The following is a 25750-nucleotide window of genomic DNA, read 5'->3' on the forward strand; positions in this document are numbered from 1 at the left end:
ACAGCCGACGCACACACCCTGGTGTTCGACGCCGAACTGCCGGCACGGCACTGGAGGTGCTGCCGCCGTCCGGGGTGTTCACCCCTCGCACCCTGGACGGCGGCTTCCTTCTGCTGGCGGGCGGCAGCGGGGTCACTCCCGTGCTGTCCCTCCTGAAGACGGCCTCGGCGGCCGGTCGGGGGCGGATCGTCCTCGTCTGCGCCAACCGGAACGAGGAGTTCGTCCTCTTCGTGGCCGTCGACCGCGTGTGGTTGGTGCAGCGCGGCTGGGAGTACGTTTTCGGAAAGGCTCGTGGTGTTCTCACGAGACGCGGACCAGTCCGGACGGACGGCGGGCGCTGCCAGGGCGTATCGAATTCGCCCAGGCCGCCCCGCAGGTACTGGCAGCGCAGAGCCTGGCCCGGAACCTGGTCGGCTACGTGGAGCGGCCGACGGTGAGCCCGTCCACCGCCGCCTGGAGTTCCGCTCCTGCGGCCAGTTCACCGAACACGCCATCAACCCCTGAACCACCCAGACTTCACGGGCCCTCCGCCCGCCTTTCCTGACGGTGCTGGTCACAGCCACTCGTTGTTGGCCGCTACGAGGACAGCGGCCTCATAGCGGCCCGCGAGCTTGTCGTATCTCGTGGCCACGGCGCGGTGCCTTTTGAGGCGCTCAACGCATCACGTGGGACCTGAGCGTCGACTCCACGGTGTGCCGCGCCCAGTCAGGGAAGCGGTTGTTCGGTCCAGATGCACTTGCCAGTGGTGGTGTAGCGGCTACCCCAACGCTGGGAGAAGGCGGCGACCAACTGCAGCCCGCGCCCGCCTTCGTCAGTGTCCGAGGCATGGCGGATACGCGGCGTGGTCGCACTGGCGTCCGAGACCTCGCAGATCAGCACCTCACTGCGCAGCAGACGCAGCCCGATGGGGGTCTTGCCATGTCGGACGGCGTTCCCGACCAGCTCGCTGACCAGCAGCTCTGTGGTCGTCGCGAGTGGGCTGAGACCCCAGCGGAGCAGCTGCTTCTGGACGTGATCGCGTGCCTCGCCCGCAGCGATCGGCCCGTCGGGGAGCGACCAGGCGACCACGTCGCCCGGAGCGGCTGCGCGGGTACGGGCGATGAGTAGCGCGGCGTCGTCGGTGAGGGGCTCTCTTGCCAGCAGTGAGGCCAGTACGTCGTCGCACACTCGCCCCAGTGATTCGCTCTCGCCTTCCACCGCGCCGCGCCGGGCGGTCGCACCATGGCCGCGTCCAGAGTTCGAGACCGCGGTGCGCAACGCGCTCGCCAGGTGCCTCATTCCGCGGTCGAGGTCCTGGGCAGCGGATTCGACCAATCCGTCCGTGTACAGGACCAGTAGGCTGCTCTCAGGGACGGGGACATCGATGGCCTCGAACGGCAAACGCGCGGAGCCGAGCGGCGGGCCGGGAACCAGGTCGATGAACCGCGCGGTGCCTCCCGGGTCCACCAGCGCCGGTGGGGGATGCCCGGCGCAAGCAATGGTGCATATGGAGAGGACCGGGTCGTATACGGCGTACAGGCATGTGGCGTAGAAGTCGTCTCCCAGGCCGCTCACCAGGTCATTCAGGCGGGTGAGGAGCTCGGCGGGCGGGTACTCCAGATCGGCGAGCGTGCGCACGGCGGTGCGTAGCTGCCCCATGGTGGCGGCCTCGGGCAACCCATGCCCCATCACATCGCCGATGACCAGCGCCACCCGGGTCCCGGACAAGGGAATGACGTCATACCAGTCGCCACCGACGTTTATGCCTTCGGCGGCCGGCAGGTAGCGCGCGACGGCGCTGACGGCTCGGGTCGACGGCAGTGCGTGCGGCAGCAGTCCCCGTTGGAGTTCCTGTGCCCGGGTATGTTCGGTGTCGTAAAGGCGGGCGCGCTCGATGGACTGCGCGATAAGCCCGCTGAGCACGGTGAGGAGAGCCAGCTCCTCGCCCAGCAGGTGGCGTGACTCGGCGAAGGAGATGACGCAGCACCCGATGGCGCGGCCGGAGACAATCAGCGGCAGGAAAGCCCAGGCGCGCTTGTCCCCCGCGCCCGGAAATGCGGCCATCTTGGGGTAGCGCGCGATGTATTCCTCGACCGAGTCGAGGACGACCGGCGTCCTGCTGTGATACACCTCATCAACCGGTGAGATGCTATTGACGGGGGTACCGTCGAGGCGCTCGAGGAAGGCCTGTGAGTATCCAACGGCCCCTGCGACTCGTATGGTTTCCCCCTCGATGAACTGGACGACGAGGCCGGTGGCGTCGAATGGCGGCAGGATCCGTTCGGCGGCGGCGTTCACGACGTCTCGCACCGTCAGAGCCTCCGCGAGTGCGCTGGTCAGCTCGGTGATCCGGACGCTGCGCTCGGCGGCGGCATGCTCGGCGGCGGCGCGATCCGCCTCCCGCGCCCGCTTCTCGGTCACGTCGGTGGCATAGACCGTCAGCCCGTCCGGCACCGGGACAAGCCGCATGTGGTACAAGCGCTCGTTGGCGGGCCATTGCACATCGAACTCGACAGGTGTGCCTCTTTCGGCGGCATGCCGGTAGCGCGACTCCAGACCGAGTGCCGCAGCATCGACACCTATGCCCGTCAACGCATCCCAGAGACTCCGGCCGAGCACCGCGTTCGAGGTTCCGAACAGCCGTTCCGCCTCCACATTCACGAAGGTGATGTGCCACTCACTGTCGACCGCGAAGAACGCGTCGCTCATATGCCGCAGAGCGCGGCCGACCCAGTCCCGGGTGATTCGGCTTTCGGTGGTATCCCACACCGTGCCCACCATGCGATCGGGTTCTCCGTCCTTGCCGGGCATCACCCGGGCCCGCGCGCTGATCCAGACCACTGTCCCGTCCGGTCGGCAGACCCGGTACTCCAGGCTCAGTACCCTGCGGTTGCGGATCGCCTGCTCGACCTCGACCAGGACCCATGGCAGATCATCGCGGTGGACCAAACTGGTCCAGGTCTCGAAACGTGGCTTGGGAGGCGCCGGGTCCATTCCGAGGATCGAGCGGGTCCGCTTGTCCCAGACCTGCTCCCCGGTGGCCAGGTCCCACTCCCAGGAACCCACCCTGACGGCCTCCATCGCCTGCCGTAGCGGCGTGGCGGGCGGACGATCCCACAGCCGCCCACCGGAATCGGCCTGCCTGAACGTCGCCGGGTGCTCCCGCAGGCGTACGGTCACCCAGGCGGCGAGAGCTTCCACCGCAGCCATCTGCCGCCGCGAAGGTTCATCGCCGACGACAGTCAACACGGACAGCGCGCCTGCCACTCCGCCCGGCGTGAGAAGCGGAACTGCCAGCAAACCGTAGTCACCCTGAAGCGCCCGAGCCCTTGTCTGGGGTGCCGCGTCTTCGCCTGACACCCATATCCGCACTCCGCCGGCCACCGCACGGGCTGGGGCCGTGGGCCCGCTCTCCTCGATTTCTTCCCAATCGCCGAGGGCTGTTCGTGCCAGCCCATTCACGGCCATGAGGAGCAGTCCCCGACCGCCGGGACCGCGGAGATGCACCATGCCGCCCAGCCCACCGATCACCGTCACCGCATGGTCGAGCGCGTAGCCCACGAGATCCATCCCTCGCAGCTCGTCACCTGCGCTGGCAATCATGCGCAACCGCGCGTCACCGGTCTCGTCCGCCGGAGTCCGCTCGGCCATGTGCACCTCCTGGCCGCGAGAGCCGGGCAAACCAAAGTGGGACGGAAGCCTTATCAGCCCGGATGAATAAATACATCGACTACGAAGATCCCCCCTTAATCGAGGGCAACGGGGGATAAACCTGTTCTCGCGGACGGCCGCGCTTCTGCTCGATTTTGATGAAAGGGAGGCCGTCAGCTCGGGCATCCGCCTAAAAATCCGGACGATAGTCCCGGTTTCTGCTTTTAGTCGCCCGAGGATACTCCCGCCTGGGCGTTATCGCTACAGGAGCCCGCTCCGCCCATGCTCCGCCGCACGTTCTAGCTTTATTATTGTATTCTACTGCGGTATTTATTCGCGGGAGTCGTACGCGGATCCGCCGTCCGATGCAGTCTCGTCGACGACGTACTCGACGGGGGCCCGCGTTCCTACGCCTGTACGACGGTCACTCGGGCCTGGCCGGGGCCGCGCGGCGTGGCCGGCAACGGCCAGGTCAACGAGCGGCGAGGTCAGCGCGAGCCCGATCAGGTATGGGAATCACATGATCTTGCGAGTCGTATTTGATGTTCTCATCAGTTCTGTTGTCGACTAGAATCAGGGCATGCGTCCCACGACCGCCCAGCCCGCGAACCGCTTCGAACGCCGTCGGGCCAAGACTCGCCAGGCCCTCATCGGTGCGGCCCGCCAGATCCTGGCCGAGCAGGGCGGAACGGACGTGAGTATTCAGGCGATCGCCGACCGGGCGGACGTCGGATTCGGCACCTTCTACAACCACTTCGAGAGCAAGGACATCCTCTTCGACGCGGCGGTCGCCGACGCCTTGGAGGAGTACGGCCGGCTTCTCGACACCGCGACCGCCGATATCGACGACCCGGCCGAAACCTTCGCCGCCAGCGTCCGCCTCACGCTGCAACTGGCCGCCAGCCACCCGGAGATCACTGAAATCCTGCGCTTTCGCGGGCTCCAGCACGTCCACAGCGGCACCGGGCTGGGGCCGCGGGCCCTGCGGGACCTGGAGGTGGGCAGGGCGTCCGGCCGCTTCGGTATCACCGACGCCCGCGTCGCCCTCGGCGCCGTAGGCGGAGCCGTCCTCGGCCTCGTCCAGCTCGGCGCCACCAGCGACCTCGACGCCGCGGCCGGAGAGCTGGCGGCCGAAATGGTGCTGCGCATGCTCGGCCTGCCGGCCGAGGAGGCCCACGAGCTCGCCACCAAGCCCCTTCCTGTACTGGGATAGATCCCGCGCCGGCCTCGCGGCCTCACGGTGACCTGCGCGGGTTCCGCGTCGCCACCATCACGATCATGACCCGGTTCATGGCCGTCTTCGGGTTCTTCTTCGTCGGCCTGCAGTTCCTCCAGCTCGTCCTCGGCCGCGGCCCCCTCAAGAGCGCCATCGTCCTCATCCCGGTCGCGGCCGTGGTCCTTGCCCGCCTCCCAGCTCACCCCCCGGCTCGTCCAGCGCCTCGGCTACAAGACGGCGCTGCCCGCAGGGCTGCTGTGCCTGGCCGGCGGCATGTTCTGGCTGACCTTCCTGGACGCCGACAGCAGCTACCCCGCCTTCCTCGTGGCCCTGGTCACCGCCGGCCTCGGTATCGGCCTGATCGGCTCCGCCGGCACCAGCTCGATCGTCGACTCGCTGGCCCCGACCGCCAGGGGGCGGCCTCCGCCATGAACGACACCACTCGCGAAGTCGGCTCCGCCATCGGCGCCGCCATCATGGGCTGGAACCGGCCGCCCAGCCGCCCAAAGGCGGCGAAGCCGCCAGCACCACCACCAGCGCCGGTACGGGTGCGGGCGGGCGCGTACCGGAAACCGTTCCCCGTGCGGGTGAGTCCGCATGACACCGGGTCCGACCGTCAGCTGCACGTTTGCGGCTACGCGACGATGTGCACGGCATCGCCGATCTCGTCCACGCCCGCGGTATCGGAACGCGCCTCGCGGCGCCGGACCGCGGTCCGCCCGAGCCGGGCACCCCCCAGAGGGGTTCACGCGGGAGCGGGCCCTGGTCCGGCGAGCGAGAAGATGCCCCGGCCATTGACTGATGGGTCGTTCGTAATTGACGATTCCATCACTTGGGTGGGGGGAGGACGACCCGCCGCCGGTGAGGAGAGTTTCATGACCGCCAACGACGCGAGCGCGGGCGAGCTCGCAGCCGTTCCGCCGCTGCCCGGCGCGATCGATGTGCACGCCCACTTCATCACCGACCGCCTGCGCGCGGCGATGCAAGCCGCAGGCCATGGCGAGCCGGACGGGATGCCCGCCATCCCCGACTGGGATCCCGAGGCGGCGCTGACCCACATGGACGCGGTGGGGGTGCGGACCGCGATGCTGTCGGTGTCCTCGCCGGGGGTCGACTTCGGGGACGCCGGGGCGACGCGCGAGCTGGCCCGCAGCGTCAACGACGAGGGAGCGGAGCTGGTCCGTGCGCATCCGGGGCGGTTCGGGCTCATGGCCTCCCTTCCGCTGCCGGACATCCCGGCCGCCCTCGCAGAGGCGGAGTACGCGCTGGACCGGCTGGGCGCCGACGGCATCGTCCTGAAGACCCACTACCAGGGCCGCTACCTGGGTGATCCCCACTACGAGCCGCTGATGGACCTCCTTGACGAGCGCCGGGCGGTGGTCTGCCTGCACCCCACCTCGCCGCAGTGCTGGCAGGACACCAGCCTGGGGTATCCCCGCCCCATGGTGGAGTTCGCCTTCGACACCACCCGGACCGTGGCCCACCTGATCATGTCGGGCACCCTGCGGCGCCACCCCGGGATCTCGTTCATCGTGCCGCACGCGGGCGCCGCACGCGGCAAGAGGGAAAGGCGTCCTCTGGTGGCAGTGACTACCACCCCACACGGCCAGCATGTGGTGTGGGCGGGCCCGCTCGGCTACCGCGAACCCGCCCTTCACGGCCACATCTGGACGATCGTCGAGCACTACCGGATCTCCGCGATGTCCGCGGTTCCCACCGTGTACTCCGTCCTCGCGCAGGTCCCGGTGAACGCGGACATCAGCTCCCTGCGGTTCGCCGTCGTCGGCGCCTCCGCCCTGCCCGACGCCGTCCGCACCGCCTTCACCCGGCACACCGGTGTCGAGATCTGCGAGGGGTACGGGCTGACCGAGGCGACCTGCGCAACGGCCCGCAGCTTCACCGGAGACGACCACCGGCCCGGATCGGTGGGCCAGCGCCTGCCCTACCAGCAGGTCAAGACCGCCCTGGTCGATCCGCAGGGCAACTGGCTGGACCTCCCGCCCGGATCCCCCGGCGTCCTGCTGGTCAAGGGCCCCACCGTCTTCGCCGGCTACGTCACCGGCCACGACCCGGACGGCGTGCGCCTGGACAGCCTCGAAACCATACGCGACGGCTGGCTCAACACCGGCGACCTCGCCCGGGTCGACAAGGACGGCTTCAGCCACCTCCTGGGCCGCGCCAAGGACCTCATCATCCGCGGCGCCCACAACATCGACCCCGGTGCCATCGAAGACGCCCTTCTGCACCACCCCCACGTGACGGGAGCCAGCGCGGTCGGCAGACCCGATCCCCAAGCGGGGGAGGTCCCCGTCGTCTACGTCACCCTCGCCCCGGACGCTCCCAAGGCGCTGACCGGACCGGACGCGCTGATCGCGCACGCGCGTGCCTTCCTCCACGAGAGCGCGGCGGTGCCCAAGGACGTCATCGTCCTCGACGCCCTGCCGGTGACGGCCGTCGGCAAGCCCACCAAGGTGCCGCTGCGGATGCGCACCCTGAAGCGGACCGTCCTCGATGAACTCGCGGCCGCCGACCTGCCGTCGGATCCCAACAGCGTCGGCTGCCATCTCGACGGCGCCCGCCTGACCGTCACCCTTCCCCGGCCCGCGTCCTCCGCCGACGCCGACCGGATCACCGCCGCCCTCGGCCGGTACACCTTCGACTGGACCTTCACGCAGGTCTGAGCACCATCCACCTGGAGCCACCCATGACCTCCACCACCACTGCCCCCGCCCACACCGTGTCGGACCCCCACCACGGCCTGCACAGTGAGGACGGCGCCCGCCACGGCGAACACCCGGGACGTGACCGCCGGCCCGTCATCAAGGCCGTCGACCTCGCCTGGCTGGAGTTCGTCAAGCCCGACCTGGAGCGCGCGGAGACCTTCGCCCGCGACTTCGGCTTCACCGTCGCCGCCCGTACTCCCCAGGCCCTGTACCTGCGCGGCACCCGGCCGGGACCGCACTGCCTGGTCATCCGCAAGGGCCCGACCTCACGCTTCCTGGGCCCGGCCTTCCTCGCCGCCGACCGCGCCGACCTCGACCGCCTCGCCGAAGCAACCGGCCGACGCGTCCACCCCCTGCACGAGTACGGGGGAGGGCACGTGGTGGACCTCCTGGACCCCTCCGGGATCCCCGTCCGTGTCGTCCACGGCGTCACCGAGCACCCCGCCCTGCCCGGGCAGCAGCCGCTCCCGCTCAACACGGGCGGCCATACCGTCCGGATCAACGCGGCCCGGCGCCCGCCCCTGGAGCCGGCCCGGGTCGAGCGCCTCGGCCACGTCGTGCTCTCCACCCGCGTCTTCGGCCGGGCCCTGGACTGGTACCTGCACCATCTCGGCCTCATCGTCAGCGACTTCCTCTACCTCGACGGACAACGCGACCGCGGCCCCACCATGGCGTTCATCCGCTGCGACCGCGGCGACGAGCCCGCCGACCACCACACTCTGGCCATGCACCTGGGCCCCGACACCGGCTACGTCCACTCCGCCTACCAGGTCGCCGACCTCGACGCCCTCGCCGCCGGCGGCACCTACCTCGCCCAGCGCGGCTACCGCCGCTCCTGGGGCATCGGCCGCCACATCCAGGGCAGCCAGATCTTCGACTACTGGCGCGACCCCGACCGCTTCCTCGTCGAACACTTCACCGACGGCGACCTCTTCGACCACACCCTCGAACCCGGCTGGGCCGCCATGTCCGCCTCCGGACTCGCCCAATGGGGACCACCCGCCACCCGCGACTTCCTCGGCGCCACCCCCTCACCAGCACTCCTGCACACCGTGCTCACTGCTCTGCGCGAGGACAACGAACTCGACCCGGCCCGCCTGAACGCCCTGGTGAAGGCAATGAGCTCATGACCCCCGCCCCCGGCGAGCGCACGCCGGTCGCCATCATCGGTGCGGGCCCCGTGGGACTGGTCGCGGCCCTCCTGCTGGCGCGGTACGGCGTGCCCAGTGAGGTCTTCGAGCGCCACCCCGCCCCCTACCCCCTGCCCCGCGCCGTCCACATGGACGACGAGGTCATGCGGATCCTCCAAGCCGTAGAGGAGCCGCCGACGCTTTCGCGGCCCGCAGCCGGCCCGCCCTCGGCATGCAGCTCGTCGACGCCCAGCACCGCGTCCTGGCCCGCTTTCTGCGCGACGACCCCCTGAGGGCCAACGGATACCCTCAGGCCAACATGTTCGACCAGCCCGAACTCGAACACATCCTGCGTGACCTGCTCAAGCGGCAGCCCCTGATCCGTCTCCACGGCGACACCGAGGTCCTCAGCCTCACCCTGCCACCACCCGGCACCGGCCGGTCCACGTCCATCCGCGTCAAAGACCTCCACAGCGGCGCCGAACGCACCGTGCACGCGGACGCCGTCCTGGGCTGTGACGGCGCGACCAGCCTCACCCGCCAGGCCATCGGCTCCCGCCACCAGTCCTCGGCAGGCCCCAGCACTGGTTCGTCATCGACGTGCGATGTCCCATCCCGCTCCCCGTCTGGGAGGGCGTCCACCAGGTGTGCGACCCCGCCCGGCCCGCCACGTACATGCGCATCGGCGAGGACCGCTACCGCTGGGAATTCCGCCTCAACGAGGAAGAGGCCGAAGCCGCCCTCACCAACCGTGCCCGCGCCCTGGAACTCCTCGCACCCTGGACCGGGACGATCCCCGAGCACCAGCTCGACGTGGTCCGCATGGCCCGCTACACCTTCCGCGCCCAGGTCGCCGACCGCTGGCACCAGGACCGCGCCTTCCTCCTCGGCGACGCCGCCCACCTCACTCCGCCGTTCATCGGCCAGGGCCTCGGAGCCGGCCTGCGCGACGCCCACAACCTCACGTGGAAACTCGCCCGCGTCCTTCACGGGCAGAGCACCGAAGCGCTGCTGGACACCTATGAGCGCGAACGCCGCCCCCACGCGGTCCACCTGGTCCGCACCGCCGTCCTCATCGGTCAGGCGATGACCAGCGGGCGCCTCGCGGCCCGGATCGCCCGCCGGGCAGGCCTCGCCGTCGGCCGGCACACCGCACTGCTGTCCCACGCCGTGCCGACCACCCTCAGCCCGGCCCTCCAGGGTGGAGCACTCGCACGCCGCACCGCCGCCCCCGCGCGGGGCCCCCGCCCCGGTGAACTCGGCCCCCAGCCCTCGGTCCATACCGTCAACGGCGACGCCGTACGGCTCGATGACCTTCTCGGTGACGGCTTCGCCCTCGTGACCTGCCGGCCGCTCACCTCCGGGGAGATCCGCCTCGCGGGAGCCCTGCCCGCCCGGATTCTCACGGTCCTCCCGGCAGGCGTCCAGCCGACGGGCAAGGAAGACGGCGCGTGTGCCATCGACACCATCGGCGCCCTGCACAGCTGGCTCAAAGGAGGCATGGCCCTGCTCCGCCCCGACCACGTCGTGCTTGCCGCCGAACACGGCAAGAGCGGCTCCCTCCTGGAGTCGGCTCATGCCTGGGCTCAGATCCTGGCTTCTGCCGGAGCTGTCGAGGAGGACGACGCCGCCAATCCGGCGCACGGCAGCGGGGGACTCGAAACGGTCGCCAAGGCGGCCGTCAACGCCTGAGACGGGCTCCATGGCTGTCCACACGGCACCTGGAACGCCCAGATCGACGGCCCACAACACATCGTCCACCTGAACGACCTGCGGCGGTCCGGTGCCGACGCTCGTCCGTCGTCCCGGGCGGTCGGGCCCTCAGCTCCTCGGCCGGCGGTCCGGATTCCGGCCTGGGCGGACGGCAGGCCGGCGAATGAAGGGACGGTCGTAGGGAGCGCGGTCGCGGGCGGCGATGACCTCCTCGGCCAAGGGTCCGACCGGTACCCGCAGAGGCACGGACGGCGACTCCACGAGGTCCGCGAGGGCTCCGGCGACGTACTCGGGGGTGACCATCACCTCCGGGGGAATGCCGCCGGAGAGGAGCTCGGCGTACGGGTCGTCGGGCAGCCGGTAGGTGAGCATGTCGTCCAGGGCGCCGGAGCTGATCGGGCCCGGCTGCACGAGGCTGACGTCGATACCGAAGCCCGCGACTTCCACGGCAAGGGTTTCGGCGAAGCCTTCAAGGGCCCACTTCGTGGCCGCGTACGCGGCATTGCCCGGGATCACGGTCCGCCCGCCGACGCTGGAGACGAACAGCAGCCGGCCCTGCCGGCGCCTGCGCATCTGGGGAAGGAGGGCCTGGGTGACGCGGATCGCGCCGACGGTGTTCTGGGCGTAGAGACGCTCGATCTCGGCGGTCGGGCTCGCCTCGACCGCGGCGGCGAAGATGGCGGCGGCGTTCGAGATGAGGGTGTCCAGCTCGCCGGCCTGCTCGACGGCCGCCTCCACGCTGGCCTGGTCGCTTACGTCCAGGCACAGCCTCTGGTCGACGTCGAGATCCTCCAGAGCGCGGGGGTCGCGTGCGGTGGCGACCACGCGGTGGCCGCGCTTGGCCAGTTCGATGGCGGTGGCTCGGCCGACGCCCTTGGAGGCGCCGGTGATCAGGATCGAAGACATGGCTGAGGTGCTCCTTGCTCGCTGCGGCTCGCGCGAAAGGCGATCACCGAAAACATGAGTTCGTTTTTCGAATTCACTGCACGGGTTACGATAGCACCGTGAGTCAGGAAATCGAATCGACCAATCTCGGTGCCCCTCGGGTCTGCCCCATCGCCGACGCGCTGGAGATCATCGGCGAACGCTGGAGCCTGCTCGTCCTCCGTGAGATCGGCTTCGACGTCCACCGCTTCAAGGACATCCAGGTCAACACCGGAGCGCCCAGGGAGACCCTCGCCCTCCGGCTGCGCAAGCTCGAAGAAGCCGGAGTCATCGAACGACGCCGCTACAGCGAGCGCCCACCCCGCGACGAGTACCTGCTCACCGCAGCGGGGCAGGACCTCCTCCCCACCCTTGCCGCACTGCGCGCCTGGGGAGAACGCCACGCCTCCCCGGTGCGCCGCCCGTCCGCCGCGGCCGACGAATAGCCGCCACCGGGGCCGCGAACCGTGCCAACCGGACAGGTGGTAACTAAGGGCTGTCCCGTAAATGATCTCTCAGTGGCCTCGGGCATGGTGGGCTGCTGTACGGCTGGATGGGCTATCCGGCGGGGGCGAGGTTGTGCATCCGTGCGATACCGAGCATGGCGTGGTGGACGCCGTCACCTTTGAGACGGCAGTCACTGCTCCCACGCCTTGCAGTCGTTGCGGTTGCCGGGCAGGGGCCGGCCGACCACCACGACAGGGCGGGTGTCAGCGTTGATGACGACCTGGTGGTTGGTGGAGTACCGGTAGTTCTTCGACTGCTCGGCGACAGCGTGATCGCGGGTGGGCACCAGGGTCCCGTCGACGATCATCACGGTGTCCTTCGCGAACCGCTTGCGGGGCTGAAGGGCGAGCATCGGCCCGAGGTGATCGATGATTCGGTCCGCCGCCGATTTGGAAACCCCGAACAGCGGGGCCAGCCGGCGCATGGTCAGGTTCGTGCGCCAATACGTCGCGACCATCAGGGTCCGGTTCTTCAATGGCAGGTTCCACGGCCGGCCCCTGCGGGCCACGGCTGCACCCTCGCGCCGCAGAACCGTCATCAGCCTGGCAAAGGCGCGCGGACTCAGCCCGGTGGACGGGGCTATCCACGAGAACTCCGACGCCGTGATCACACCAGCCATACGACAGATCATTTCAGTTGCCGACACGGCTCCCCGCGGCTGATCCTGGGCATCGGGCAAGCAAGGAGGAACAGGATGGGGCTCATGCTCTCCCCTGGAGACGACGACGTGACCAGCCCAGACGTCTCCTGGTCCTATACCGGCTTCAACATGTTCAGGGAGTGGCTGGCCCAGGCGGAGGGGTTCACCCTTGCGGAGATGAACGGATTCGGTGGAGACCGCCTGTGGAGCAGCGTCTCCACCACGCTGGCACCGCTACTCGACCATCCAGACGACGACAGCTCTCTCGCGCCCGCTCAATGTGCGGCCATGCTGCCCAGGCTGGAGGCAATCACCGACCAGCGGCAGCACGAGGACGGGGATCCCGTCCTTGAACGACGCATCGACGATGTGCGTCAACTGGTCACCGTCATGAAGTACTGCTTGGAGAAGGAAGTTGAGCTCATCTTCTGCTGACCCCCGCGGGCTGTCTCCCGCTGGAGATGAACAGCAGTTACGGGACAACCCTTGGGCAAGTAGCAAACTCGCCCCGAGAGACACAGTCACCGGCATCACGCGAGCACACGTAAATCGTGTGATTTCTCTTCCCCGTTCAGCGAGTAAGGCGTTGTCTCACGTGGCAAGTTTCGCGAGCTTCTTGAGTAGCTCAGGGCGGTGGCCATGGCCAGGCTTCGGCTCTGCCGGTCGTTGCGGTCCACGTACGGGATCTTGAGGCCACGAGTAGCCCATGGCAGGCTCATGCCGCATGATCGATGAATTCGCGAAGGACAACCTGCACGAGAGACTGCGGCGGGATCGCAAGGCGCTGCTCTGGAAACTCGACGGCCTGTCCGAATACGACGCCCGCCGACCTTTGACAGTGACCGGGACCAACCTCCTCGGCCTGGTCAAACACGTGGCCAGCGTCGAGGCCAGGTACTTCGGCGAGGTCTTCGACCGGCCGTCTCCGGAACCGCTGCCCCGGTGGCAGGACCACGACGGCAGCGATCTGTGGGCGGCTGAGGACGAGGCGCGCGATCAGATCATCGAGTCCTACCGGCGCACGTGGGAACACTCAGACGCGACGATCGACGAGCTTGTCCTCGATGCCCCCGGCCACGTGCCGTGGTGGCCGGAGCCTTATGCCAACACGAACCTGTTCGCCATCCTGGTCCACGTCCTTGGCGAGACCAACCGGCATGCCGGGCACGCCGACATCCTGCGCGAAGGCGTCGACGGCCGAACCGGGATGCGCCCCGAACACGAGATGCGGATCGATGAGGACGCCCGCACCGCCTACTGCGCGAAGATCGAGCAGGCCGCCAGATCGGCCGCATCAGTCAAGGCATAGAACGCTGTCCCACGTGACGTGATGTTCGAGCGGCATGGTGCCGGCCGTGAGTGCTGATCTGTGCCGCCTGACCATCCATACGAACGAAAGGGCTCGCACTTCCTCGCCTTCCTCGGCCTGGCCGCTGCCCTGACCTGCTACAAGAAGCTCGCGAAACTTGCCACGTGAGACGCCCTCTGAGTCCGAGTCGCAGGGCCGCTGTGCCGTCCGGCATCCGTGGGCGGCCCTTCGCTCGTGAGCGTGAGTGTGTCCGTGGGAGTCACATCAAGGGGGTCAGCCAGCCTTCGAGCACGGCTTCCCGGTCCCGTGAATGCAGGACCGCGGCCGGTCTGCTCTCTCCCCACCACTGGGTCAGCAGGGAAGGCGAGGCGCTGCCCCGCACGAAGTGGGAGAGCAGCCCGAGCGAGAGGTCGACCTCCCGCTGGGCGTACGCGGTGGCGGCGGCGGAGAAGACCGGTGTCTCGACACGCTCGTCCTGGGCGTGCACCACCGCGGTCATCATCGACGGACCGTCCGGCCCCCAGAAGTTCAGAGCGGCGGCAATGACGGCCGTCACCCGAGTCGCCCACCGTACGGTCGCCGAACGGACCGGAACGTCCAGCACCTGAAGATCCGTCACATCCTTCCAGAGCCACGTCTGTTCACCGACCGAAACTCCGGCTGGGGAAAGGAAGACGCCAGGGTCCTCCTCGACTGGCGGCGCACCCAGGCACACTTTGTCCTGCTCTATCCAGAACAGGCCGATCATGCTTCCCAGACGGTCGGGGCCGCCGTCGTGGGGGGAGGGGATTACCAATTTTAGCTCCGTTCCTCGATCACAGACAGGGAAGCCTTCGTCCGCCGGGCGGCGGACCTCCCACTTTCGCCGTACCGCGTCAGGCCGACCGGACATACGCGGATCGCCGGCCGAGGGCAGCCACAACGCTGGTGGCCTCCTTCTTTGCCGACAGACGCCCGATCATGCCAGGACGGACCCCGGCACAGGGAACCCTCCGGCCACGCAGGGATCTGCCGCACCGGCCACGCCAGGGGACTGCCGACCACCGCACTGCCGGTGCCTGAGACGTGTCTGTGCCGTCGGCCCGAAACACACACGTCGTCAGCTCGCCGAAACGGAGGCAGGCCCCATCGGCAATATTGGATCCCCCCACTGCACTGCCCGCGACATCGCCGCCCTCCTGTGCACCTGGCCCACAGGCTGACAGCACACCGCCCACAGCCGAACCCGCGGACAGCGCAGACAAGGAGAATCCCCATGCCCGACACCTGGAACGACCGCCCCCTTGCCGACCCGAACCCCGTCCGCGAACAGGAGCCGATCCGCTACCGCATCCACGATGCCGACGGTGGCCGATTGTTGGGCATCGGTACGGCCCGTGGCGGCGGCTACCTGGCCGTCGCGGATCACTACCAGCGGATTGAGGCCGCGCACCATGGCCACGGCGTAGCCGGGGGAGCGGCGGCTTGGGCGGGCGGAGCGTGCAGTCCTCTGCGGTGGCCGTCACGGCGGCAGCCCCGCGCACCTTCCCGGCGGAGGGGTCAACAACTCGACGTGCCGGGGGCGTCGACCTGCCCCTGGCCGATAGCGGCCAGCGCGCGGTCCAGGACCTCCTGGACCTGGCCGAGGGCCGAGATCGTGGTCACCAGACCAAGAGCCTGGTAGTGGTCGACGACCGGTGCCGTCTCGCTGCGATAGACCTTCAGCCGCCTGCGAACAGTTGCCTCGCGGTCGTCATCGCGCTGGTACAGCTCACCGCCGCAGACCTCGCAGGTTCCTGCCACCGCAGGCGGGCTGTGGTCGGGTGGATCGACAGATGTGCGGCGAGGCGCACAGCCTGCGTACCCTTGCCGGCTCCTGGCGGCCCGATCAGGAGGATGCGCATCGATGATGTGTCCCTTCGGTCATGCTGGGCGTCGTGACTGCGTAGACGCTCTTCTCCTTGTGTATTTCACAGATGATGGGCACGGTGAGGTCCTTTTCCATGGGTGCCCAGGTATTTCCGCGGCGTGCCCGGCATGCGAACGGGTGCGGGCGCTTGTTGAGCTGGTGGAGAGCACAGCGAGCAAAAGGCGCTTCGCACGTGCATGGCCCGGCTTGGTCGTGATCTTCGTAGCGTCGCTGTGCGGCCCGTCCGGTGCGGGAGTCTCGCCGAAGCCCCGAAGATCACAGCGCACCAGCGGGTTGCCGGTAGTCGGCGTCGATCAAGGCCGGCCACTGGGTATCCCACATCCGCCGGTCACACACCGGAATGCAACAGCACCAGCACCAGCACAGGACCGTTTCCGGCCACCTCATGAGAGAGCGTCATCCGGCAAGACCCTACGCAGCGGCTGCTCGGGACGCGTCCCGGTTAACACCCGCCACCTCCCCGCCCCTCATCCCGCGGCCCTCACCGAACTCATTGACAGCGGACTGGCCCCCTGTCACTGTCTCGTCTGACAGCGGCAGTTCCCGGAGAGAGCCCCGAGGGGACCGCCGCTCGATCCTCCCCCCACCCCCGCGTCTCCCTCGCAGCTGAGTCACCGCCGATGTGGGAGCGCTCCCAGAGAGGGCTGCACTCATGAGAAAGATGATGCGTACGCTCGTCACGTCGGCATTCGCGTGCCTGCTCCTGCCCCTCGGCGCCGGGCAGGCCGACGCCGGCGTCCTGGCCGATCCGATCGGCATGACCAGCGGGTTCTACGCGGACCCGAACTCGACACCGGCCGCATGGGCCGCGGCGAACCCCGGCGACGGACGGGCGCCGGCAATCCGGGACAACATCGCCTCGCGCCCCATGGCCCGGTGGTTCGGTTCCTGGAGCGGTGACATCGGCGCCGCGGTGGGCTCCTACGTGGGAGCCGCGGACGCCGCCGACAAACTTCCCGTCCTGATCGCCTACAACATCCCCGGCCGCGACGCCTGTGGCGGCCACTCCGGCGGCGGGGCGGGTTCCCCGGCGGCGTACCGCACCTGGATATCCGCCTTCGCCTCGGCCATCGGCGGGCGACCGGCGCTGGTGGTGATCGAGCCCGACTCCCTCGGTGACTACAGCTGTCTGACGCAGCAGCAGATCGATGAGCGCAACGCCATGCTCAGAGACGCCCTGGCGCAGTTCTCCGCGCACGCGCCCAACACGTGGACGTACCTGGATGCCGGAAACCCCGCCTGGATCGACGCGGCCACCATGGCCCGGCATCTCGACGGCGCGGGGGCCCGGCAGGCGCACGGCTTCTCGTCGAACATCTCGAACTACTACGGCAACAGCCGCAACATCGGCTACGGCAACGCCATCAACTCGGCGCTGTCGGCGTCCTACGGTTACACGAAGCCTTTCGTCATCGACACCAGCCGCAACGGCAACGATTCCAACGGCGAGTGGTGCAACCCCGCAGGTCGGAGGATCGGCGCCGTCAGCCAGACGGGCGGCGGAGCCGAGATGCTGCTGTGGCTGAAGACTCCCGGCGAGTCCGACGGCAACTGCGGAGTCGGCGCCGGCTCCGTGGCCGGTCAGTTCCTCCCGGAAGTCGCGTACAAGATGATCTACGGATACTGAGGCCGCCCGATTCGTCACTGCGGGCTGCTTCCTCCCGGTCGCAGCCCGCAGTCAACGGTCCCGTCCCGGGCCAGCAGATCCCGCTTCTGGGACGCACCTGCGGCGCCCTGGGCTCGGCCCCGGAGGAGCGCCTTTCGGAGCGCGCTGCCCGCAGCGCCGTCGGGGACCACACGATTGGACGCAACAGACGTGCAGAATGAAGCGCGCTGATTGAATCTGGGGTCTGGGACAGGGGACGCCGTGAGTATCCAGGTCGAATACTGGATTTCACAGAAAGCGGCCGGAATCAGATCATGACCGATGGTGCTGGGGCAACGGTCATGGGAATTCACCATTTTTGCGACGCCGCCTCGATGGCAATCGAGAATTGGACTGCCGCCGTGGCGGGTGGCGTGCGGTGCCGAGGATCGGTCGCGGTCTCCACATCGATGACCGCTGGAACCGACAATGCGAAAGGAAGCGCCTCAATATGGTGAATGCGGCACTCAAGAAGGTCCTCATCACAGGAGCGGGTACCGGCTTCGGGTATGAAGCCGCCATGCGCTTGGCGGAAAAGAATTTCGCTGTGATCGCCGCGGTGGAGATCTACGCCCAGGTCCAGACACTGAAGCGGCAGGCGGCCGAGCGAGGGGTGAGCCTGCAGGTCGAAAAGCTCGATGTGACCAACGACGGTGATCGTCGCAAAGCCCTCAACTGGGGTGTGGAGATTCTCGTGAACAACGCGGGAATCGGCGAAGGCGGCTCGACAGTTGACATTCCCGCACCGAACATCCGGCACCAGTTCGAGGTCAACGTCACCGGACCGCTGCTCCTCACTCAGGGGATCGCCAAGCAGATGGTCAAGCGTGGCGCCGGAAGAATCGTCTGGGTCTCATCCCGAGAGGGCCTGAACGTCAATCCCTTCACCGGTATCTACTCCGCTTCCAAGCACGCGGTCGAGGCGATCGCCGAAACCATGGCCTACGAACTGCAGGAGCACAACATCGAAGTCGCCACGGTCAACCCGGGACCATTCCTGACCGGCTTCAACGACCGGATGTTCCAGACCTGGGAGAGCTGGGAGGACGACCCGTCTCAGCGGATTTTTGACTACTCCAAGCTCGCCTTCCCCCGAACGCAGTTCGATCCTGAAGCGGTCTATGCGACGTTGACGTCCGTCGCTGCCGGAGAGGTGGACAGTTTCCGTAATCTGGAGCCCACGTCGATGCTCGAAGAGACCAAGCGCCTCCAGCGGGTTCCCTGGGAGCGTAAGGTCACGGACGGCCTCGGGACCCGGCATGAGGCGATCCAGCACTCCTACGAGATGCAGCCTGAGACTCCCGTCGCCGGCTGACCGCTTCCCATCACATTGCGGCACATCTTTGCCACCCGCACCGAGGCCCGGCTGAGGACCGCCACCTGGATCACCGGGTTCTGCAACACCCACCGGCTACACAGCGTGTGCGGATACCGAAGCCCGATCGACTACGAGTTTGACGCCGGACGACGCCGGAGGTCAGGCAGGATCGCGCGCTCCTCCTCCAGCCCACGGACCTTCTTGCGCAGGGCTGCGTTCTCCGCCTCCGATGGCGTGGGCGGCTCGGCGGGCACCTCCGCCCGGCGCCCCCGGGGCCGGCTCGCTTCCCTACGCCGTCGCCCTCACCTCCGTGCCCAGTTCGCGTCGGGCGCGGGCCGCGGCGCCGACCGCGACGGAGTCGGAGGCCAGGGCGGCCCGGACCAGGCGGACGGGGTGGCCGCTGACCGGAGGTTCGACGGCGAGGGCTGACAAAATGGCGGGCTCCAGCAGGGGCCAGGCGCGGCTGACGCCGCCGCCGACGACCACCGTGGTGATGTCGACGACGCCCGCCGTGATGACGATCGCGTGGGCGATGCCCGCTCCCGCGGCGCGGTACACCGCGAGCGCGTCCTCGTCGCCATGGGCCGCGGCCTCGGCGACTTCACGGGCGGTGAGACGCTGGCCGGTGCGGTCGGCGTAACGAGCCCCGATGGAGCGGCCGGAGGCCAACGTCTCCAAGTGGCCCCGGCCGCCGCAGGAGCAGGGCAGGTCACCGAAGCCGGGGATGTGCCCGATCTCGCCGGCCGCGCCGTGCGGACCCACGAACAGAGCCCCGTTGGTCCACAGAGCGCCGCCGACGCCGGTCCCCAGGGTCATGCCGAGGACGTCGGCCTCGCCGCGCACCGCTCCGGCGTAGACCTCCCCGTAGAGGAAGGCGTTGACGTCGTTGTCCAGGAAGGCCGGAACGCCCAGGGCCTCCTCGACGGCGGCGGTGACGGCGAAGCCGGCCCAGCCGCGGAAGGAGTCGCTCGCGACCAGGATGCGGCCGTTCGCGGAGTCCACCACCCCGGCGGCGCCGATTCCCGCGCCCACCAGGCGGCCCGGGGTACGGGCCAGCAGCGGGGCGAGTGTGTCGAGCGCGGCGCCGACCATGGCCCGGCCGCCCTCGAGCGCCGGGGTGGCGGCCTCCGCGTTGTTGAGGACGGTCAGGTCGTCCGAGCAGACCACCACCTGGGTGGTGGTGCCGCCGATGTCGATACCGGCGATCAGCGGCCGGAGGGTGGTGGGAATGGCCGGGTCCTGCGGGGTGCGGGGGGAGAGGAGAGGTCCGGTCATGCCTGGGCCTCCGTACGGCCGGCCGCGAGGGTGGCCAGGCGTTCGGCCCTGCGGCCCCGCTGCACCACCGGGTCGGGCACTGGCACCGCGGCCAGCAGACGGCGTGTGTAGTCGGTCTCCGGATGCAGCAGGGTCGTCCCGGTGGAGCCCTGCTCCTCGATGCGGCCGGCGCGCATCACGACGACGCGCTGCGCGAAGTGCTGTACGACGGCGAGGTCATGGGAGACGAACAGGCAGGCGAAACCGAGTTCGTCCTGGAGTTCGGTGATGACCTCCAGGACCGCTTCCTGCACGCTCACGTCGAGCGCGCTGGTGGGTTCGTCGGCGACCAGCAGCCGGGGTTCCAGGATCAGGGCTCGGGCCAGGCTGACCCGCTGGCGTTGTCCGCCGGAGAGCTCGCGGGGCGCGCGCCGGGCGAGTTCGCGTGACAGCCGGACCCGGTCGAGTACGGCGGCGACCTTGGCCTGCCGGTCTTTGGCGGACAGGTCGCGACGGTGCACCCGGAGGGGTTCGGCGACGCACTCGCCGACGGTCATCCGAGCGTCGAGGGAGGCCACCGGGTCCTGGAGGACGACACCGATGCCCGCCCGCAGGGCGCGGCGGGCGCGGGCGCGGGTGCGGCCGAGGTCGGCGCCGAACAGGGAGACGGTGCCGGAGGTGGGCGGGATCAGGCCGAGCGCGACCCGGGCGGCGGTGGACTTGCCGGAGCCGGACTCGCCGACCAGGCCCAGGGTCTCCGCCGGCCCGACCCGGAACGACACGCCGTCGAGGGCGCGTACGGCGGCCTTGCCGCGGCCGAACACCACGTCGATGTCGCGCAGTTCGACCACCGTTTCGCTCGCGGGCCCGCCGGGCCCGGCGGGCGAGGCCGACGGCTCGGCCGCGGAACGGTTCGTCCGGGCCGGCACGGACACGGCCGGCCGGCCGGTGCCGTCCGCGGTCTCGGTGACGGCCAGCCGGGGCACGGCGGCCAGCAGGCGCCGGGTGTAGTCGTGGGCGGGGCGCAGCAGGACGTCCTCGACCGGTCCGGTCTCCACGATCTCGCCGTGGTACATGACGGCGACCCGGTCCGCGAAGTCGGCGACGACGCCCATGTTGTGGGTGACGAGCAGCACGCCGGTGCCGGTGTCGGCGGCGAGTCGGCGCAGCAGGTCGAGGATCTCGGCCTGCACGGTCACGTCGAGGGCGGTGGTCGGCTCGTCGGCGATGAGCAGGCCGGGCTCGTTGGCGATGGCCATGGCGATCACGACCCGCTGGCGCTGTCCGCCGGAGAGCTGGAACGGGTAGGTGTGGGCGCGCTTCTCCGGTTCGGGGATGCCGACCCTGCGCAGCAGTTCGACGGCCTCGGCGGCGGCGTCCTTGGCGGACACCTCGCGGTGGTTGCGGATCACCTCGGTGATCTGCTTCCCGATCCGGGTGAGCGGGTCGAGTGCGGTGGCCGGCTCCTGGAACACCATGGAGACGGTCTTGCCGCGCAGCGCCGCGAGGCCGTTCTCCGAGGCGCCGACGATCTGGGTGCCCGCGATGACGGCGCTGCCGGTGGCCTGGGCGTTCCCGTCGAGCAGGCCCATCGCGGCGAGCGCGATGGTCGACTTGCCGGAGCCGGACTCGCCGACCAGGGCCAGCGTCTCGCCCGGCCGGACCTGGAGGGACACGCCCTTGACCGCGGGTACGTCGCCGGTCTCGGTGGTGAAGACGACGCCGAGGTCGTCGAGTTCGAGGATCGGGCCGGACGCCGCGGTGCGGGCGGCGGAGCCCTTGGTGGTGGCGGTCATCCGCGTCCCCTCACATCGAATGCGTCGCGGAGTCCGTCCCCGATCGCGTTGAACGCCCACACCACGAGGATGATGGCCAGGCCGGGCGGCAGGATGAGCCACCAGTAGCCGGAGTATGCGGCGGTGAGACCGGCGGAGAGCATGCCGCCCCAGTCGGTCTGTGGCGGCCGGACTCCCATACCCAGATAGGAGACGTAGGCGACCAGCAGGATGGCGTCGGCGACCTGGAAGGTCGCGGCGACGATGATGGTGGAGACCGAGTTCGGCAGGATGTGACGCAGGATCGCACGGGCGTGCGTGCCGCCGGTGGCACGCAGGGTCAGGACGTAGTCCCGGTTCTTCAGGGTCAGCGTCTCGGCGCGGACCAGCCGGGACGGCACCAGCCAGGACACCAGGCCCAGGATGACGACGAGACCGGTCAGGCCCGGCGTGGCGATGGCGGAGACCACCAGCAGGATGAACAGCGCGGGGATGGCGATGCCGGCGTCGACGATCCGCATCATCACGGCGTCGATCCAGCCGCCCGCGTAACCGGCGGCGGCGCCCCACAGAGTGCCGATGACGGTGGCGAGGACGCCCGCGGCGACGCCGACGATCAGGGAGACCTTGCCGCCGTACATCAACCTGCCCAGCTCGTCGTGGCCGACGGCGTCGGTACCGAGCCAGTGCGCGCCGCTGGGGGCGAGGTTGACCTGCTGGAGCATGGTGTGGGTCTGGTCGGTGGAGTACACCAGCGGACCGGCGAAGCAGAAGAGGAAGAAGAAGACCACGACGGCGAGTCCGACGACGGCCAGCTTGTTGCGCAGGAAGCGGCGGACGGCGAGCCGTGCGCCGGAGGCCTCACGCGGCGGGGCGGCTTTCGCCGGGCCCAGGTCCGGCTGGATGACGGCGCTCATGCCCGGCCTGCCTTCACTCGGGGGTCGATGATCCGCTGGACGATGTCGGCGAGCAGGGTGCCGACGACGGTGGCGACGGCGATCACCAGGACGCAGCCCAGCAGGACCGGGTAGTCGGAGGACTGCGCCGCGGTCCAGAACAGCAGCCCCATGCCGGGGTAGTTGAAGAGTTGCTCGACGACCAGGGCACCGCCGAAGAGCACCGGCACGTAGTAGCCGAGCATGGCGACCACGGGCGTCAGCGAGTTGCGGAACACGTGCCGCCACAGGATGGCGCGGGCGCGGGAGCCGCCGGCCCTGGCCGTGCGGACGTAGTCCTCGGAGAGGTTCTCCAGGGTGGCCGCCCGCATATAGCGGCTGAACACCGCGACCATGGAGGCCGCGCCCGCGACCACCGGCAGTACCAGGGCCTGCGGTTCGGAGATCACCTGGCCCAGCGTCTCGCCCTGCGGAGCCTGCGACGGGAACCACGCCAGCCCCTGGCTGAAGACCAGCACCAGGATCAGCCCGAGGAAGTACACGGGCGTGGAGTAGGCGATGAAGCTCAGTGTGGTGATGACGTAGTCCACCGGCTTGTTGCGGCGCACGGCCTGCCACATGCCCATCGGGATGGCGAGGACGAGGCCGACGAGAGCCGACAGCATGGTGAGGACCAAGGTCTTCGGCAGCCGCTCGGTGATGAGCTGGGAGACCGGCTCGTTGAGGGTGTACGAGGTCCCGAGGTCCCCGTGCAGCAGTTGGCCGAGGTAGTAGAAGTACTGCACGGGCAGGGGTTTGTCGAGGCCCTGTTCGTGGTTGAAGTGGGCGATCTGCTGTGCGGTGGCCTGCGGCCCGAGGATCCCGCGCGCGGGGCCTCCGGGCAGGGCGTGCAGCAGGCCGAAGACGACAATCGTCACGATGACGATCACCGCGACGGCCTGCAGGACGCGTCTGATCAGATACGAGGAAGTACTCATGTGTTTTCCGGTCGCTTCGTCTCTGTGGTGCGCGCGGGCGTCACTGCGACGTGGAGTGTCGGCGTGGCGGGTGCCGGTGCGGCGGGGGCGCGAGGGGTGCGCGCGGGTCCCGGGGCGGCCCGTCCGGGGTGGACGGGCGACTCCGAAGGCCCGCGCGGGCACCGACCGGGCTTACTTGGTCCACTTCCACATGGCGGGGTGGAAGTTGGCGAGGGAGTCCTGGGCGAAGCCGCCGAGGCCGTTCTTGACCACGGAGATCTGGTAATCGGGCTCCGGCAGCCAGATCACGGGGAGATCCTTGGCGAGCGCGGCGCTGTACTTCCGCACCGCCTCGTTCGAGGAGGACGTGGTGGTTTCGGTGATCAGCTTGTCGACCTCGGCGTTGGAGTAGCTGCCGAAGTTGGAGCCGCCGCCGGTGGCGAAGAGCGAGTCACCGCTCGGGTAGGCGGGGAAGTACCAGCTGCCCGCGGTGCCGAAGAAGGACAGCTGCCACGTGCAGCCCGACTCGTCGGCGGTGCACTGGCCTGACTGCGACAGGACGGAGTTGACCGGGGCGGTCTTGATGCTGAACTTGATTCCGGTCTTCGCGAACGACGACTGCAGCGCGCTCATCATGTTGTCCGTCACGGTCGAGCCGGACTGGGACAGCACCTGCATCTCGAACGTGGTGCCCTTGTCGACGCCCGCACCGCACTGGTTGTCGCCGGTGCCGGGACTGGTGCACACCATGGTGCCGCCCTGTTCGGTCCAGCCGTGGTCGGTGAGAAGCTTCTTCGCCTTGGCCGTGTCGAACGGGTACGGGTTGGTCTTCTGCTCCGGGGAGACGAAGGACGAGTCCTGGCCCTGCGGAACCGGGCCGTAGGTGGGGACGGCGGTGCCGTTGAAGACCACCTTGGAGAGGGTGGTCTGGTCCACCGACATCTGGATCGCCTGGCGGGCGTACAACTGCTTGAACACCGAGCCCATGGCGGGGTTGTTGAAGTTGTAGGGCATGTAGGTGATCGCCCAGCCGGTCCACGGCTTCACCGAGTAGCCCCTGGCTTTGAAGGACGACTCCTGGCTCAGGTCAGTGGCGTTGATGTAGCCGTAGTCGACGGTGCCGGCGCGGAGGGCGTTCGCCTCGGCGTCGGCCGTGGTGAACGGCAGCAGATTGACGTTCTTGATGTTGGCCTTGCCACCGCCGTCGTACTTCGCGTTGGCGGTCAGCTCGACCTTGCCCGCGGTGGAGAACGACTTGATGGTGTACGGGCCGCTGACCGTCTTCCACAACGGGTCGGTCGCGTAGCCGGAGATCTTCTTGGCGGCGTTGTTGAGATACGTCCAGACCTTCTTGGCACCGGCGGCGGTGCGGTCCAGGTCGGAGACGGCGCCGGGGTCGCTGGTCTTGTCCCAGACGTGCTGCGGCATCGGGCGGATCATGCTCAGCTCGTTGGCGAGCATCCACTCCTGGTTGTACGCCTTGTCGAAAGTGATCGTGAAGTGCGTGTCGTCGATCGTCTTGAAGGAGGTCCAGTTGTCCGGCGCCTTGCCCGGGCTGAAGCTTGCCCAGTCTTCCTTGTTGGCCTTGACCAGGGCGAACCAGAACTCCACGTCGCGTGAGGTGATCTGCTTGCCGTCGCTCCAGTGACGATCGCCGAGGGTGACCGTCACGCTCTTGCTGTCCGCGGCGAACTTCGCGTCGGTGGCCAGCGAGTTGTCCTTGTTCCATCCGACCTTGCCGGTGGAGCCGTCGTACGCGATCAGCGGCTCCCAGACGGCCTGGGATATGGAGGAGTTGTTGGTGTTCAGGTGCGAGGCGGTGCCGACCGGGAGGATCCAGTTCGGCGTGAAGTTCGCCGGGAGCGCGTAGTTGATGGTGTCCGACGACGCCGAGCCGGAGGACGACGAGGTACCACCTCCGGAACAGCCGGTGAGCAGCGCGCCGGTGGTGACGGCGGCACCCGCGACGAGGGCCCAGCGGCGGCCTGCGGCCGTGTAAGCAAGGGACATTACTCTCCTCAGAGTGAAAGGACCCGCATACGTCCCGGGAGACCGGGTCGGCGCCGCGGGGTCGGCGCTGCGTACGGCGACAGTCAACGACGGACGTGCCGAACAAACAAACAAGAATTAGTAAAAAGTAAGTTTCTGTGATCTCGATAAGGTCACATCCATCCGCTCCAGACGTCTCGGGAGGTGTCTATGAGT

General features: G+C 68.9%; 20 protein-coding genes and 5 pseudogenes. 14 read left to right on the top strand and 11 right to left on the bottom strand.

The annotated features are described in order from the left end of the window. Positions 1-74 precede the first annotated feature (74 nt). Positions 75-437, top strand: a complete 363-nt coding sequence (locus CU044_RS19620; RefSeq protein ID WP_275670202.1) for a hypothetical protein — start codon at positions 75-77, stop codon at positions 435-437. Next, positions 415-504: pseudogene (locus CU044_RS39590) on the top strand (GNAT family N-acetyltransferase); the annotation flags it as partial. The gene CU044_RS19620 and the pseudogene CU044_RS39590, both read left to right, overlap by 23 nt. Before the next feature lie 201 nt (positions 505-705). Here the strand turns inward: CU044_RS39590 and CU044_RS19635 are convergent. After that, a complete protein-coding gene (locus tag CU044_RS19635) occupies positions 706-3630 on the bottom strand; it encodes a SpoIIE family protein phosphatase (protein ID WP_240045709.1) in 2925 nt (974 codons plus the stop codon). Positions 3631-4210: 580 nt separating this feature from the next. Between CU044_RS19635 and CU044_RS19640 the strand changes: the two genes are divergently transcribed. The 7 genes and pseudogenes from CU044_RS19640 to CU044_RS40055 all read left to right on the top strand — a co-directional run bounded on the left by CU044_RS19640 (position 4211) and on the right by CU044_RS40055 (position 10391). After that, positions 4211-4843 carry a TetR/AcrR family transcriptional regulator gene (locus CU044_RS19640; RefSeq protein WP_129770030.1) on the top strand — a complete coding sequence of 211 codons (633 nt, stop codon included), beginning with the start codon at positions 4211-4213 and terminating at the stop codon, positions 4841-4843. A gap of 186 nt (positions 4844-5029) precedes the next feature. Beyond that, positions 5030-5278 carry a hypothetical protein gene (locus tag CU044_RS39065; protein WP_193564008.1) on the top strand — a complete coding sequence of 83 codons (249 nt, stop codon included), beginning with the start codon at positions 5030-5032 and terminating at the stop codon, positions 5276-5278. Between the two features lie 443 nt (positions 5279-5721). Then, positions 5722-7527, top strand: coding sequence for an AMP-binding protein (locus CU044_RS19650; RefSeq protein WP_240045711.1), 1806 nt, complete (start codon positions 5722-5724; stop codon positions 7525-7527). A 23-nt stretch (positions 7528-7550) separates the two neighbouring features. After that, the gene (locus CU044_RS19655) at positions 7551-8699 is read left to right on the top strand and encodes a VOC family protein (protein ID WP_129770031.1); all 1149 of its coding nucleotides are present in this window, start codon (positions 7551-7553) and stop codon (positions 8697-8699) included. Beyond that, entirely contained in the window at positions 8696-8992 is a 297-nt protein-coding gene (locus CU044_RS40045; protein WP_205124088.1) for an FAD-dependent monooxygenase, read from the top strand. The genes CU044_RS19655 and CU044_RS40045 overlap by 4 nt, the downstream gene beginning before the upstream one ends. After that, positions 8932-9210, top strand: a pseudogene (locus CU044_RS40050) (3-(3-hydroxyphenyl)propionate hydroxylase); the annotation flags it as partial. The gene CU044_RS40045 and the pseudogene CU044_RS40050, both read left to right, overlap by 61 nt. Positions 9211-9299: 89 nt before the next feature. Continuing rightward, entirely contained in the window at positions 9300-10391 is a 1092-nt protein-coding gene (locus CU044_RS40055) for an FAD-dependent monooxygenase (protein WP_275670201.1), read from the top strand. A gap of 129 nt (positions 10392-10520) precedes the next feature. Here the strand turns inward: CU044_RS40055 and CU044_RS19665 are convergent, their stop codons facing one another. Then, the gene (locus CU044_RS19665; RefSeq protein ID WP_129770032.1) at positions 10521-11318 is read right to left on the bottom strand and encodes an SDR family oxidoreductase; all 798 of its coding nucleotides are present in this window, start codon (positions 11316-11318) and stop codon (positions 10521-10523) included. Between the two features lie 98 nt (positions 11319-11416). Here CU044_RS19665 and CU044_RS19670 point away from each other — a divergent pair, with 98 nt between their 5' ends. Beyond that, a complete protein-coding gene (locus CU044_RS19670; RefSeq protein ID WP_205124089.1) occupies positions 11417-11782 on the top strand; it encodes a helix-turn-helix domain-containing protein in 366 nt (121 codons plus the stop codon). A gap of 112 nt (positions 11783-11894) precedes the next feature. Here CU044_RS19670 and CU044_RS19675 read toward each other — a convergent pair. Next, a pseudogene (locus tag CU044_RS19675) lies at positions 11895-12462 on the bottom strand (transposase family protein). 75 nt (positions 12463-12537) lie between these two features. On the opposite strand from CU044_RS19675, the gene CU044_RS19680 reads away from it, so the two are divergent. Both CU044_RS19680 and CU044_RS19685 read left to right on the top strand, forming a co-directional pair. After that, positions 12538-12918 carry a hypothetical protein gene (locus CU044_RS19680; RefSeq protein ID WP_129770033.1) on the top strand — a complete coding sequence of 127 codons (381 nt, stop codon included), beginning with the start codon at positions 12538-12540 and terminating at the stop codon, positions 12916-12918. A 289-nt stretch (positions 12919-13207) separates the two neighbouring features. Continuing rightward, positions 13208-13792: a DinB family protein gene (locus tag CU044_RS19685; RefSeq protein WP_129770034.1), complete on the top strand. Its 585-nt coding sequence runs from the start codon at positions 13208-13210 to the stop codon at positions 13790-13792. Between the two features lie 259 nt (positions 13793-14051). Here CU044_RS19685 and CU044_RS39600 read toward each other — a convergent pair whose 3' ends face one another. The 3 genes and pseudogenes from CU044_RS39600 to CU044_RS39605 form a co-directional block, all read right to left on the bottom strand. After that, complete coding sequence (locus CU044_RS39600; RefSeq protein ID WP_240045715.1) at positions 14052-14348, bottom strand: hypothetical protein; 297 nt, start codon at positions 14346-14348, stop codon at positions 14052-14054. 983 nt (positions 14349-15331) lie between these two features. Further along, positions 15332-15589 (bottom strand): annotated as a pseudogene (locus tag CU044_RS19695) (adenylate kinase); the annotation flags it as partial. A 315-nt stretch (positions 15590-15904) separates the two neighbouring features. Beyond that, positions 15905-16101: pseudogene (locus tag CU044_RS39605) on the bottom strand (alpha/beta hydrolase); the annotation flags it as partial. A 252-nt stretch (positions 16102-16353) separates the two neighbouring features. Between CU044_RS39605 and CU044_RS19705 the strand changes: the two are divergent. Together CU044_RS19705 and CU044_RS19710 are read left to right on the top strand one after the other, a co-directional pair. Then, complete coding sequence (locus tag CU044_RS19705) at positions 16354-17328, top strand: glycoside hydrolase family 6 protein (RefSeq protein ID WP_129770037.1); 975 nt, start codon at positions 16354-16356, stop codon at positions 17326-17328. 469 nt (positions 17329-17797) lie between these two features. Further along, entirely contained in the window at positions 17798-18661 is an 864-nt protein-coding gene (locus tag CU044_RS19710) for an SDR family oxidoreductase (protein ID WP_129770038.1), read from the top strand. Positions 18662-18952: 291 nt separating this feature from the next. Here CU044_RS19710 and CU044_RS19720 read toward each other — a convergent pair whose 3' ends face one another. The 5 genes from CU044_RS19720 to CU044_RS19740 form a co-directional block, all read right to left on the bottom strand. Continuing rightward, positions 18953-19873: an ROK family protein gene (locus CU044_RS19720; RefSeq protein WP_240045725.1), complete on the bottom strand. Its 921-nt coding sequence runs from the start codon at positions 19871-19873 to the stop codon at positions 18953-18955. Positions 19874-19935: 62 nt separating this feature from the next. Next, positions 19936-21714, bottom strand: a complete 1779-nt coding sequence (locus CU044_RS19725) for an ABC transporter ATP-binding protein (protein ID WP_129770040.1) — start codon at positions 21712-21714, stop codon at positions 19936-19938. Then, entirely contained in the window at positions 21711-22610 is a 900-nt protein-coding gene (locus CU044_RS19730) for an ABC transporter permease (RefSeq protein WP_129770041.1), read from the bottom strand. The genes CU044_RS19725 and CU044_RS19730 overlap by 4 nt, the downstream gene beginning before the upstream one ends. After that, on the bottom strand, positions 22607-23566 hold the full coding sequence (locus CU044_RS19735; protein WP_129770042.1) for an ABC transporter permease: 960 nt from the start codon (positions 23564-23566) through the stop codon (positions 22607-22609). The genes CU044_RS19730 and CU044_RS19735 overlap by 4 nt, the downstream gene beginning before the upstream one ends. A gap of 171 nt (positions 23567-23737) precedes the next feature. Then, on the bottom strand, positions 23738-25555 hold the full coding sequence (locus CU044_RS19740; RefSeq protein ID WP_129770043.1) for a peptide ABC transporter substrate-binding protein: 1818 nt from the start codon (positions 25553-25555) through the stop codon (positions 23738-23740). Positions 25556-25750 lie beyond the last annotated feature (195 nt).

This window comes from Streptomyces sp. L-9-10 (assembly GCF_004151105.1).
Classification (GTDB): Bacteria; Actinomycetota; Actinomycetes; order Streptomycetales; family Streptomycetaceae; genus Streptomyces.